At 39.8% G+C, this 12871-nt stretch carries 9 protein-coding genes; 3 read left to right on the top strand and 6 right to left on the bottom strand.

What is annotated here, in order from left to right; translation table 11 throughout:
* Positions 1 to 2121, top strand: a complete 2121-nt coding sequence (locus CLV81_RS01745; protein WP_106143345.1) for a peptidylprolyl isomerase — start codon at positions 1 to 3, stop codon at positions 2119 to 2121.
* Positions 2122 to 2183: 62 nt separating this feature from the next.
* On the opposite strand, the gene CLV81_RS01740 is transcribed toward CLV81_RS01745, so the two are convergent.
* The 4 genes from CLV81_RS01740 to CLV81_RS01725 all read right to left on the bottom strand — a co-directional run bounded on the left by CLV81_RS01740 (position 2184) and on the right by CLV81_RS01725 (position 6446).
* Complete coding sequence (locus CLV81_RS01740) at positions 2184 to 2768, bottom strand: GDYXXLXY domain-containing protein (RefSeq protein ID WP_106143344.1); 585 nt, start codon at positions 2766 to 2768, stop codon at positions 2184 to 2186.
* A complete protein-coding gene (locus CLV81_RS01735) occupies positions 2758 to 4047 on the bottom strand; it encodes a DUF2157 domain-containing protein (protein WP_106143343.1) in 1290 nt (429 codons plus the stop codon). The genes CLV81_RS01740 and CLV81_RS01735 overlap by 11 nt, the downstream gene beginning before the upstream one ends.
* Before the next feature lie 173 nt (positions 4048 to 4220).
* A complete protein-coding gene (locus CLV81_RS01730) occupies positions 4221 to 5132 on the bottom strand; it encodes a GYDIA family GHMP kinase (protein ID WP_106143342.1) in 912 nt (303 codons plus the stop codon).
* On the bottom strand, positions 5133 to 6446 hold the full coding sequence (locus tag CLV81_RS01725; protein WP_106143341.1) for a hydroxymethylglutaryl-CoA reductase, degradative: 1314 nt from the start codon (positions 6444 to 6446) through the stop codon (positions 5133 to 5135). It lies immediately after the preceding gene.
* A gap of 144 nt (positions 6447 to 6590) precedes the next feature.
* Here CLV81_RS01725 and CLV81_RS01720 point away from each other — a divergent pair, with 144 nt between their 5' ends.
* Both CLV81_RS01720 and CLV81_RS01715 read left to right on the top strand, forming a co-directional pair.
* Positions 6591 to 8750: a S9 family peptidase gene (locus CLV81_RS01720; protein WP_106143340.1), complete on the top strand. Its 2160-nt coding sequence runs from the start codon at positions 6591 to 6593 to the stop codon at positions 8748 to 8750.
* Positions 8751 to 8765: 15 nt separating this feature from the next.
* Positions 8766 to 10295 carry a peptide MFS transporter gene (locus CLV81_RS01715; RefSeq protein WP_106143339.1) on the top strand — a complete coding sequence of 510 codons (1530 nt, stop codon included), beginning with the start codon at positions 8766 to 8768 and terminating at the stop codon, positions 10293 to 10295.
* A gap of 9 nt (positions 10296 to 10304) precedes the next feature.
* Here the strand turns inward: CLV81_RS01715 and CLV81_RS01710 are convergent, their stop codons facing one another.
* On the bottom strand, positions 10305 to 12302 hold the full coding sequence (locus tag CLV81_RS01710; protein ID WP_106143338.1) for a ComEC/Rec2 family competence protein: 1998 nt from the start codon (positions 12300 to 12302) through the stop codon (positions 10305 to 10307).
* The gene (locus CLV81_RS01705) at positions 12302 to 12847 is read right to left on the bottom strand and encodes a C40 family peptidase (protein WP_106143337.1); all 546 of its coding nucleotides are present in this window, start codon (positions 12845 to 12847) and stop codon (positions 12302 to 12304) included. Before CLV81_RS01705 ends, CLV81_RS01710 begins: the two co-directional genes overlap by 1 nt.
* Positions 12848 to 12871: the final 24 nt, after the last annotated feature.

Here is a 12871-nt window from a genome sequence, read left to right as displayed (position 1 = left end):
ATGGCAATATTGGAGAATATCAGAAAACGAACTACCGTACTAATTTTGATTATTGGTTTGGCCTTGTTCGCATTTGTGATCTCAGGAGTTTTTACCAGTAACGAATTTGGAGGGGCAAAAGTAGGTTCGGCAGTAGCCGAGATTAATGGAGAAACCATTTCCATTGATGATTTTCGAAGAGAAGTAGAAAGCGCTTCCAGAAGATTTGGACCTAACTTTCCCGCAACCCAATTGGTTAACACCGTTTATGAGCAACAAGTAAGAAAAGCCCTTTTGGGCCAACAGTTCGAGGACTTGGGAATCAATGTTGAGAGCGACCAGATTGTGGAGTTTGTAAGAACTTCAGGTTATGCACAGATTCCGGATTTCTTGGATGAAAATGGAATCTTCAATGAAGAGGTTTTCCGAACTGCGATATCGGATTGGAGCGTGAACAATCCAGCTCGATATGAAGAATGGTTGGGAATCGAAGAAATAATTATCCAATCGGCTAAGGAACAGATTTACTTTAACCTTATTAAAGGTGGTGTTGGTGCCACACTTGCTGAAGGGGAATTTGACTATAAAATGGCAAATGAAAAGGTTGATATTCAATATGCACGCGTACCTTATACTTCAATTGCCGATAGCACCGTTCAAGTGTCCAAGGGTGAAATAGAGGCCTATGTGAAAGAACATGCCGATGAATACAAGCAAGAGAAAGCTAGGGATATTCGTTTTGTGTATTTCGAGGAGAAAGCGTCAGCTGCTGATGAGAAAGTAAAGGAGGATGAACTGATAGGTCTTTTGGGTGACTCTGTTGAGTATATTGAGGAAACCAATACTACGGACACTATTCCAGGATTCCGAAACACAACAGATTTGGCTGCTTTCTTGGACAGAAACTCTGATTCTAAGTTTGATACGATTTTTAAGGCCAAAAAAGACTTACCCTCAGTTGTTGCGGATACTTTGTTGGCTATGAATGTTGGAGAGATTCACGGTCCTTACCGAGATGGTGATTTTTTCAAATTGAGCAAGATAGTTGATAAAAAAGCCAATGGTTCTGTAAAGGCAAGTCATATCCTTATTACTTATGAAGGTGCAGAACGTGCCAATCCTGAAGTAACACGAACCAAAGAAGAGGCTGAGGCAAGAGCAAACGAGCTTTTGGCAGATGCGAAAGAAGAAGGAGCTCAGTTTACCGCCTTGGCCCGGGATAATTCTGATGGACCATCAGCACCTAGAGGTGGAGATTTGGGCTATTTTCAAGAAGGTGTGATGGCAGATGAGTTCAATGATTTCTGTTTTGGAAATGACGTTGGGACCGTAGGTTTGGTAGAAACGCAATTTGGTTTCCATGTAATTAAAGTAGATGACAAGCAGGATGTAATTCAAGTGGCTACGCTTACAAGGGAAGTAGAACCTTCAGAAGAAACCATAAACACCTTGTTTACCGATGCTACAAAATTTGAGATGGCTACTTTGGATGCTGAAGCGGAATCTTTTTCAACTATTGCGGGAGAAAGCAATTATACGGTTCGTCCAGTAAATAAAATCAAGGAGTTGGATGAAAATCTACCGGGATTATCCAATCAGAGAGGGATTGTACAGTGGGCCTTCAATGATGATACCAAGGTGGGTGACATCAAACGTTTCAACGTTAACAATGGCTATGCTGTAGTGCAGTTGACCAAAAAATATAAAGAAGGCCTAATGGCTTCGGAAGACGCCTCAGCCACGGTTTTACCCAAAATAAGAAAAGAACGTAAAGCAGAGCAATTGATGAGCGCAAATCAAGGTAAATCCATGGAATCCTTTGCATCGGATAACGGAGTGGTTGCATCTACTGCTACGGCATTGACCATGAAATCACCAACGTTACCAGGAGCAGGTAGAGAACCTCTAGTTGTGGGTACGGCGTTTGCCCTTGCTCAAGATGGAACTTCAGGACTTATAAAAGGAGAGACTGGGGTGTATATGATAAAGGTGACCAAAAAAGAGGCAGCACCAGAAATAGACAATTTTAGTACCTATGCCCAAACCTTAAAAACAAGCTCGTCCAATAGAGTCAATGGCGATGTTTACAATGCTCTTAAAGAAGGGGCGGAAATAGAGGACAAGCGTGCTACTTTCTATTAATAGAAAATAATAATGATAAGAATAAAAAGGCCCCTTTCAAGGGGCTTTTTTTTGATGTTTTATCAAGGTGTTTCTGGTTTGGCATTAACCAATTCCTTGATTGAAACCCCATCTATCAAAACATCTTTAAGAACGGCGTTCCCATCTTTTACGTGCACTAAAGCATAGGTGGTTTTTGTGGTATCCCTTTGAGATTCCCGATATGTAATTTCCGCATCGTAAGCTTTGGATTCTTCCATATAAAATCGTTCAAAAGGATATCTGACATCCATGGTAACCCTATCAGCTTGATATGGATTGATGAATCCCACTTTTGCTTGAACAAATTCTTGGGTATGTTTTGGTTCTTTCTTCCAAATTGAATCAATTGCAGCGAACCCATCGCTATCTTCTTCAATGGAAACATAAACAGCGTCACCTCTATGCCAACCATGGTCGCGTGGAATTTCTACTGTGGTATTGTCAAAATCCAAAAAGATATACTTGCCCCTAAATGGGTCATTAGGGTCTATTGGAGCGGTCTTGAACTTGAACTCTTTTCCAGTTTCCAAAACGTCCTCGTTGTCCCATATCATTTTTGCCGGTATAAAAAGTTGGACCAGAACCATGAGGATGAATAGTGAAAATGTAGCTTTTTTAGGTGTCATGGTTTTTCCTCTTTTTTAACATCCAATAGTTGGTTATGAAGAATCCCGCTCCAACAGAAACGAATAAAATCCCTCTGGCAACAAAGCTCAAGTCAGTATCAAAAAACCTGCATGCGATTAGCACAGTAATAATGATAAGTCCAAAATTCAAGATTCCCAAGTGATTCTCTCTTACTCCTTGTCGAATTGTCAATAAGCCCAAACCAAAAACATAGAGATTTATAAGAATTGGGGCAATGGGGGAGAATAGACCAAGCACAAAAGCAAGTATGAAAAAAAAGAAAATTGGCGCTAGCGGTTTGATGTTCGTTAGGCGTTTGTTCTTTAAATGGGTATATAACAGTACTCCAGCTAAAGTTGATAACAAAAGCGCGACCAGAAACTCCTGGGAAATAAGTATTTTTTGATTTAAAAAATCGCTTCGTCTTAAATCTTCCCAGAACCAATCAAAGCTTAAAATCATCAACAGCACTATTGTACCCAGAGAACCAATGGTCCGGTAGCCGCTGTTCCTTGTTTTTTGTTGGCTAAAGAAATTCAATTCACCAACTAAGTAAAACACTCCAAAGAGGCTGAAATAGGATACAAACATCAACTCTTCGGTCTTGTCTGCCAACGTTCCAAGCGTAATGGTTAATGATAAGGGAATTGCCCAGTTATGAAGCACCATAAAATTGCTGTTGGGGCTTTTCTTATAAAGAAGATAGTAGTAAGGCAAAATACTAAGGAGCATCAACCAATACATATAAGAATCGGAGTATGGATAGGACCAGTAACTTACTTCACAAGCATAATACGTAATTCCAATCAACACAAACAAGGAAGTAACCGAAGACCCCATGACATAAACAAGGGGAAGCGAAATCAACATCCAAGTCAGTAAAAAAGAACTCAAATCTCCGGGAATATGGTAAATCTGACTTACCAATGCTATACTGGCGCCTATTGCAAAAAACAGAAAAGCAGTTGTGCTTTCCTTCCATGCTGTACTCCCACTTTTCTTGAGCAAACTATAACAGCAAAGTAATTGTCCAAGCACCAAAGGCAAAAAGGCAAAACATGTTTTTGTAAATCTTGAAAGCTCATCCCAATTATGGGCAATGATTAAAATGATGCCAAGGCCCACTAGAATTGCCCCAAGTATGCCGAAGACAACAAAAAGCCTATTGGACGATGGGCTTTCGCTCTTAGTTTGATAATAACTCCTAATGTTGTTGGCAATATCTTCTGTGATGACATTGGCCTTTACCAAATCCTCTAAATCTTTAAGAATACTCATATTCCAGATTGGATTATTAGCTGGCAGCCCTTCTATTGTTTTGAGTTCGGTTAGGTTGGACCTGAGCTTATTTAGTGGAAATATAATGAAACCATTGAATTATGGATTTCATGAATTCATAAACTACCTGTTTAAATTTATGAATTGTAGAAAAAGCTTTGTAGATACCATTGCTATGTAAGCACCATCTGATTATAGGGAAGAACGGTTTCAAAACCCCTTTCCACAAAGGAATTAACGGAATTTTCATCACCGGTGACCAATGCAAAATCCCCTCCCCAAGCGCCTAAGCTCTTAATTGCTCCCGAAAAATCTGGGAAAAGGCTAGATTTTACCGGTTCTAGGCCTAATACTTTTGAAAGAAGAGATTCATGTTTTTCCAGGAGTATTATAAAATCATCCAAAGAATCACAGCTTATCATCTGTTGGGTGATACCATTAATTTCCAATATCAATTGGTTTTTATCAAAAGACTGCTGACGATAGGCAGCAATAGCTTGTTTGCTACTCTGTTTTTGGTTGAGATATACAAAGAATAGGGAATCCTTAAAGGGAGGGTCAAATGCAACTGCCTGAACCATGGGTCGTTTGTTCTTTAAGCTATACATGATAGGAGTATCGTATTGTGCGCAAGCAATGTCATAACCACTTCCACCAAAAGCATTCCATAGTAGTTGATATGCATCTATTTGGGCCCATTGTGCAATGTTGTTTATAAGAGTGGATGAACTACCCAGTCCCCAATCCCTTGGAAAAGTCAAACGGGACATAGCTTCAAATCCCATACGTTCTTCCAGGAAATTAGAGTTCTGTTTCTTGGCTTCAATTAGTAATCCTTGAAGGGTATTGGCCACTTCTTCATTTGTCGTATTGCCAATTGAAAGATTATCAAGCGTAAACTCAGCTTCAAACCAGATGTCTCCGTCATGCGTGATACTTTTCCAAAGCAGAATGGGTTTTTCAATCGGGTTTATAGTAAGAGATTGTCCATACTTTGTTGGAATGGCCAAACCTTGTGCACCATCCAAAATAGCGTATTCCGCCGATAGTAATAATTTTCCATTGCTATAAAACTCCTGCTGCATCTAAGGCCTGAGGTTTTGTAGTGCTTCTTTAACAGATGCATTGGTCACTGTACGCTCTTTAAAATACTCAACCAATTCTTTCTTCTCATTATCGTTGGCTCCCATTTGGTTTAATATGTTGAGCAAGTGCATTTTCATATGCCCTTTTTGGATACCTGTAGTAACTAAAGAGCGCAAGGCCGCAAAATTTTGAGCCAATCCAGCGACCGCAATAATCTGCATTAATTGTTTTGCTGTTGGGTTTTGAAGGATTTCTAGAGCCAATTTAACCAAAGGATGCAAAGAAGTGAGTCCTCCAACAGTACCTAGAGCCAAGGGTATTTCAATCCAAAACTTGAAGATATCATCCTCAATGGAAGCATGGGTCAAACTTGAATATGAACCTTCCCTAGCAGCATAGGCATGAATCCCAGCTTCGATAGCACGAAAATCGTTTCCCGTCGCAAGCACTACGGCATCAATACCGTTCATAATACCTTTGTTATGGGTAACGGCCCTAAACGGTTCGGCTTTCGCAATTTGTACCGCTTGCACCATTTTGTTGGCAAATTCTTTTGGAGGCATCCCCTCTTCGTTTAGAGCTTCAACAAGGCAACTTACTTCAGCCTTTACAACACAATTTGGCACGTAGTTGGAAAGGATGCTCATCACGATTTCAATGGCTTTTTCTTCATCAGTAAAACCAGGATACGTATTGGCCTTATCCTTTAAGGTTTTTGCAAATTGTTCCAAACAAGAATTGATGAAGTTGGCGCCCATGGCATCCAAGGTTTCAAAGGTGCAGTGCAACTGAAAGTAGTTGTCGATCGCTTCGGTTTTATTTCGAAGTTCAATGTTTGTAATACCTCCCCCTCTTCTTTCCATACTTTGGGTAATATCAGAGGTACTATCAAAAAGTTCTGACTTTATTTCAGAAAAAAAACGGGAAAGTTTTGAAAAATTACCTTTAAATATAAAATGCACTTGACCTACCTTTTCGGTTCCCAAGACTTCGGTTTTGAACCCTCCGCGTGAGAGCCAAAATTTTGCTGCCTTACTGGCTGCGGCAACTACCGAACTTTCCTCTATGGTCATGGGAATGGCATAATATTCCCCATTGATTAGAAAATTGGGAGCTATGGCAAAAGGCAGATAGTAATTGGAAATGGTGTTTTCTATGAATTCGTCATGCACCTTTTGTATTTCACCATTCGTATTCCAGTATCGTTTTAATAACTCTTCGGTCTTTTCGGGGTCTTTGGTAAAATTTTGGGCAATCCATTGGATTTTTTCATCCTTGGAAAATTTGGAAAATCCTTCAACGGGCGTTTTCATAGCGTTTGGTTCTGCTGCTAAAATATAAACATTGTGTTCACTTTTATTATGCCAGTCGCAAATAACTGTTGCATTGGCAACAATAAAATTTATATTTCCGATAAATATTAGTAAACTTGGTAGATTTTAAATGTAATTACTTCCATGTACAAAAAAATTCTCTTTTGCCTATGTTTCATAGGTTTTTTATCCCAAACAATAGCCCAAAAAGCAAAAATATCCCTTGAAGAAATTTGGGGAGGCGCTTTTAGAACCGAACAGCTCGATGTGCTTCGGTCCATGAAAAATGGAAAACAGTATACCATCCTAAATTTCAATAGAGGTGATGGTTCCAGTAGTTTGGACAAATACGACTATACCACTCAACAAAAAGTGGAGACCATAGTGGCATCAGGTTCAAGCGTTCCCAATTTTACATCCTATGAATTCAGTGCTGATGAATCGAAGATAATACTAGCGACTGAAGTTGAGCCCATTTTTAGACGATCCCGCTTGGGAATTTACTATGTGTATGACGTTGCGTCGAAAGGGGTTACCAAAATTTCTGATAATAAAATTCAGGAACCGGAACTCTCTCCAGATGGCTCAGAAGTGGCGTACGTTATGGACAATAACCTTTACATTTTTGATGTAGCTGGAAAAACAACGAAACAAATCACCCATGATGGGAGTTATGGCGCTATTATAAATGGGGTTACGGATTGGGTATACGAAGAAGAATTTGCTTTTGTAAAGGCTTTTGCATGGAACAGTGATGGTTCCAAAATTGCCTTTCTTCGTTTTGATGAGACCAATGTCCCTCATTTTTCAATGGATGTCTATGGCGAAATGCTATATCCCTTCCAATATGAATTTAAGTATCCCAAGGCGGGAGAAGAGAACGCCAAAGTTTCTTTGCATATGTACGATGTTGCTTCGGGCAGTACAACAGATGTAGATCTAGGTGATGCCTACTACATTCCTCGAATTAAGTGGATGAACAGTCCAAAATTTTTGAGCGTCCAAGCGTTAAATCGACATCAAGACCACTTAAAGCTTCTGTCTGTAAATGCAGACGATAATTCTGTAAGCATACTAATGGAAGAAAGGGATGAGGCTTATTTAGATGTGACTGACAATCTTACATTTTTAGCGGATGATAGCTTCATTTGGACCAGTGAGGCAGATGGTCACAACCATATCTACCTTTATGGTAGTGACGGAAAATTGAAAAATCAGGTGACCCAAGGAGATTGGGAAGTGACCAACTACTATGGATACGATGGAAAACGAAAAGTGATTTATTATCAATCCACCGAAAATGGTTCCATAAATCGAGATGTGTATAGCATCAAAACGAACGGTAAGTCCAAAAAGAGACTTACCCAACAAGAAGGAACAAATGCTGCTGATTTTAGCGCAGATTATACATTTTTTATAAATACATTTTCCAGTGCCACTACACCTTATCAGTTTACTTTACATCAAGCATCAAGTGGAAAACAATTAAAGGTCATTAAGGATAATTCGGTTTTGGACGGCAAGTTGGAGACCTATGAGTTGAGTCCAAAGGAATTCTCTACGATATCCATAAATGGAAACGACCTCAATATGTATATGATTAAGCCGGTGGATTTTGATGAAACTAAAAAGTATCCCCTTTTCATGTTCCAATATAGCGGGCCTGGTTCGCAACAGGTAGCCAACAGGTGGTTTGGCGCTAACGATTATTGGCATCAAATGTTGGTTTCCGAAGGATACATAGTCGTCTGTGTAGATGGAAGAGGAACTGGATTAAAGGGACGGGACTTTAAAAAAGTGACACAAAAAGAGTTAGGGAAGTATGAAGTTGAAGACCAGATTGCCGCAGCAAAAAAGTTAAGTGAATTGCCGTATATTGATGAAACTAGAACGGGAATTTGGGGCTGGAGTTATGGTGGTTTTATGTCCACCAACTGTTTGTTAAAAGGAAATGATGTATTTGAAATGGCTATAGCTGTAGCGCCAGTTACTTCATGGCGTTTTTACGATACCATTTATACTGAACGATACATGCAAACACCTCAGGAGAATGCTAGTGGTTATGACGACAACTCCCCATTTAATTATCCAGAATTGTTGAAGGGAAAGTATCTCTTGGTACATGGTTCTGGGGATGACAACGTGCATGTTCAAAACACCATGCGAATGGTAGAAGCTTTGGTTCAGGCCAATAAGGATTTTGAATGGGCCATTTACCCAGACAAGAATCATGGCATCTATGGTGGCAACACTCGTTTGCACCTTTTTACCAAGATGACCAACTTCATCAAAGAAAATCTCTAATCAACCTAACTCAATATGTCAGATATCAAACCAAAACACCAAAGGGAACTGTTTGGACATCCCGTAGGCCTTTACGTGCTCTTTTTTACAGAAATGTGGGAGCGCTTTTCCTATTATGGAATGCGTGCGCTGCTCACATTGTACATGACCGCAAAAACCTTGGAAAATGACCCACAAAGTGGTTTAGGATGGACAGTTACGGAAGCATTGGCCTTGTATGGATGGTATACCATGCTGGTTTATGTAATGAGTATTCCCGGTGGATTTTTGGCAGATAGATATTTAGGACAGAAAAAAGCGGTGACCATTGGTGCAATATTATTGACTATAGGTCATGGAGTTCTGGCCATTGATGATTTATGGGCCTATTACACAGGTCTTGGTTTTGTGATTTTGGGCGTGGGAATGCTCAAACCCAATATCTCCACAATGGTTGGAGGCCTATATAAGCAAAACGATATTCGTAGGGATAAAGGATTCAGTATTTTCTACGTCGGCATCAATTTAGGTTCCTTCTTGGCCTCTCTATCGGTTGGATTGGTAGCCCAAGTTTATGGTTGGCACTACGGATTTGGTATGGCAGGAATAGGAATGCTCTTGGGACTTATAGTTTATTTATATGGACAAGGATTCTTGGTGCATGTGGGTAATCCGCCCACGGCAGAGGAAAAATCCTCGGATATCAGTTTGGGAGAGCTTTTTTCCCAACTGTTTAAATCGCCACTACAATTGGGCATCGTGGTATTGCTTTTGGCCTATTCAGTTTATGCTGGATTTACCTACGAAGGGGCAGATAGTTGGGGATTTGGAATTCTTTTTATTTTCCTTTCACTCATTACGGGTATGATGATGATGATTTATAAGAACCTGAACGGGAAAGTTGAAAAGGACCGTTATGTGGTGCTGCTCATTTCCTTGTTAATGGTAATTGTATTCTGGGGTTGTTTTGAACAAATGGGAGGGCTGATGAATCTTTACGCCCAAGAAAAAACCAATAGGATGCTGTTAGGTTGGGAAGTTCCAGCTGCATGGTTTCAATCGGCGAACCCTGGGTTTATTATCCTTTTTGCCGTTGCCGTTGCTGGATTTTGGGCAAGAAGAAAGCTTAAGGGAAAGGAAGCTACTTCACTCTTCAAAATGGCAGTTGGGGTAATAATTATGGGTATTGGTTTTGCCTATATGGTTTTTGCATCACTTCAATACGAAAGCCAGGGAAGTTCGGCCATGTATTGGTTGGTTTTGGCATACTTGTTCCACACTTTAGGGGAATTATGCCTTTCTCCAGTTTCACTGTCATTTTTTACCAAATTGGCCCCCGCCAGATATATGGCATTAATGATGGGTGTGTATTGGGCAGCAACTGGATTAGGAAACAAGGTTGCTGGTATAATAGGTGAAAGTTCAGTAAAGGCCGGTGAGTTAAAAGTCTTTGGAGGCCTTTTTCTTTTTGCGGTTTTGTTTGGGATTTTAGTACTCCTTCTCATGAAGCCTTTGAAAAGACTGACACATGGAGCAGAAGACCAAGAAGTAGATATGAGTTCTTAGGGATTGGGACTATTTAAATACATAAGCTCCCTTTTCACGGGTATCGTGGAAAGGGATTTTTTTGTTTATGCATGTTTTCTTCCACTGCTTTATGTGGGTCCTGTAATTTGTTCCATCCATAATCACTTTTTTTGGTTTCAAGGAATCCAGCCAACGCTCCAAATTGATTTTTGGGGATTGGGAAAGCCATAGCACGTCTATATCTTTTTTAATGGGAAAGACTGCGAAACTATCCACCCGATATATCTGTTTTGAATTGATACGAAGAGCGTTTCCGATGGACTTGTTTTCCATCAATTCCAAATGCTCTCCAATTTTAAAGTTTATGGTCATCTTTTCTACTAAAGTACTATCCGAAGTATACGAAGTCAGGTGCTTTTCATGCTGATGAAGCAATACAGATGCTTTTGATGAATGTACAATAAGGTATTTGGCGCTGTTTTGAAGATGGAACGCTCTTCTTACACCTAAAACCTGTAACCCAATGACGGCAAGACTTAACATCAAAACAGATTTAAATTTAGGTTTTGATAAAACCAGCACAAAGCTGATAAATAAAACATACAATAGGGTCATTTGAAAGCCATCCAATGGAATTTCCTTGAACACAAAGCTTTCCTGGTCCGCTACCCAAGAAACGATAGCGTTCATTATTCGAATACTATAATTATAACCAATGACCAATGGTTCGGGAAGAAGGTTTGCCAATGAAAGAATCATGGTTAAAATACCGGTTCCTAAAATGACTCCCAAAAAGGGAATAATCAATAAATTGGAAACAAAAAATAATATAGGGAACTGATGAAAGTAGAATAGGCTAATGGGTAGTACGCCAAGTTGTGCTGCTAGACTAACCGAGAATAGCTGCCAAGTTTTCCGAACCAGAAAATGGTCTGGAAACCAAAATCGTTGTAGCTTGGGATAAATCCATACAATGGCAAACACCGCAGCGTAACTCATTTGAAAACCTACCTGAAATAGGACCAAAGGATGCATCAACAAAATGAAGAACATGGAAAGTGCAATGATGTTAAATGAATTTGTTGGTCTATTAAGGTATTGAGCGTAGGCTAAGAAAGAAAACATGGTCACCGCTCTTACTACAGATGGAGATAATCCTGCAAGAAAAGCATAGGCCCAAAGCAAAAGAACTACGGTGCCCAAGTGTATGGTCTCTCCCTTGGGAAGAAAGGTCAATGGCTTAAGTAAAAATTGAAATAACAAGAGAAGTACACCCACATGCAACCCGGAGACAGCCAAAATATGTACCGCCCCTGCATTTTTATAATTGGTGTAGGTTTCTTCGGAAATATCATCTCTTTTTCCCAACAAAAGAGCCTGGATAACCCCAAATTCATCTTTGCCAAATTTTTCTTGGGATAGATTTTTTATGATACTTTCCCTAATTTTCATTGCTGTTCCGAAGAGTGAGCCTCTGGTTTTTTTCTTTTTTAAAATAGACTCAGGAGAAATTGTGATTTTGTGATGAATTCCCTGTTTCTTCAAATAGTCTTTGTAATCAAACTGATGTGGGTTCAAAGGAGATTGAAGCTCATCAAGTTTAGCCAAGAGGACTACTTCATTATCCACTTGAAAAGGTATTAATGAGGAATCCTTTGAAATATTCAGAATCAGCTTTCCAATACATTGCTTTCTTTCAAAAGCATTGACTTTGGCAATATATCGTTCTTGATAGGGATTTGGTTTAAGGACTTCAATGATTTTTAGTTGCCAAACACCAGTCTCTTCCATATCAAAATGGGAGTAGTGATTTGGTAGTGCTTGTCCAAGAGCAATGGCGGTAATGAAAATACCGATGCAAACCATTGAAGATGCCAATGGCCATAAAAAGAATTTTTGAATCCGCCACGTCCAACCCAATAGGGCAAGGGACAAAATCAAAATAAGGAATATGGATAGCAATTGAGGTTCCAAGTAGAACCCCAAGATTATCCCAAAAATCAATAGTAAGGTCAGTTTGACCGATACAAAATCAAAAATTCGCATTATAGGATTCGAGTCGCCTTCACAAAGGAGTAGTTCCAGAACCCTTCCCTTAGGGAAGAGACTATCACGCCACGTGAGGTTGTGGAGTGTATGAACTTGATATCGTCTCCTTTTACGTCGACTACCAATCCAACATGGTTGATGCGTTTTCCGCTTTTACTGGTCTTAAAAAAAAGCAGGTCTCCTTTCTGAACCTGTCCAACTTTAATTCGCTTTCCCACTTCGGCCATTTGATATGACGTGCGTGGAAAAATAATCTCATGTTCCTTTAGACTCGCATATACAAGTCCTGAACAATCCATACCTTTTCTTGTTGTCCCTCCAAATTTATATCGGGTACCATTAAAGGTCATGGCCGTGGCAATGATGTCCTTGGCCTTTTGGTTCTTCTTTTTTTCCCTTTTGGAAATCTTCGGAGTGAGGTTAGTCTCCTCGGATGACCCCTCTACCGTGACGGTTCGGGTCTTGCTGTACGTTCGTTTTTTGCTCGTTCCGCAGCTTATTACTGCAAAAATGCAAAGCAAACCAATTATTTTTCGCAACATCCAAGAATACAATTTACTTCTTGG

The organism is Flagellimonas meridianipacifica (assembly GCF_003001695.1).
GTDB lineage: Bacteria > Bacteroidota > Bacteroidia > Flavobacteriales > Flavobacteriaceae > Flagellimonas > Flagellimonas meridianipacifica.
The sequence above is the reverse complement of the archived record's forward strand: the minus strand, read 5'-3'. Positions and strand labels throughout refer to the sequence as shown.

Coding starts and splice junctions, on each gene's coding strand:
- CLV81_RS01705 (WP_106143337.1), bottom strand. CDS start 12,847: ATGTTGCGAAAAATAATTGGTTTGCTTTGCATTTTTGCAGTAATAAGC.
- CLV81_RS01710 (WP_106143338.1), bottom strand. CDS start 12,302: ATGCGAATTTTTGATTTTGTATCGGTCAAACTGACCTTACTATTGATT.
- CLV81_RS01715 (WP_106143339.1), top strand. CDS start 8,766: ATGTCAGATATCAAACCAAAACACCAAAGGGAACTGTTTGGACATCCC.
- CLV81_RS01720 (WP_106143340.1), top strand. CDS start 6,591: ATGTACAAAAAAATTCTCTTTTGCCTATGTTTCATAGGTTTTTTATCC.
- CLV81_RS01730 (WP_106143342.1), bottom strand. CDS start 5,132: ATGCAGCAGGAGTTTTATAGCAATGGAAAATTATTACTATCGGCGGAA.
- CLV81_RS01745 (WP_106143345.1), top strand. CDS start 1: ATGGCAATATTGGAGAATATCAGAAAACGAACTACCGTACTAATTTTG.
- CLV81_RS01735 (WP_106143343.1), bottom strand. CDS start 4,047: ATGAGTATTCTTAAAGATTTAGAGGATTTGGTAAAGGCCAATGTCATC.
- CLV81_RS01725 (WP_106143341.1), bottom strand. CDS start 6,446: ATGAAAACGCCCGTTGAAGGATTTTCCAAATTTTCCAAGGATGAAAAA.
- CLV81_RS01740 (WP_106143344.1), bottom strand. CDS start 2,768: ATGACACCTAAAAAAGCTACATTTTCACTATTCATCCTCATGGTTCTG.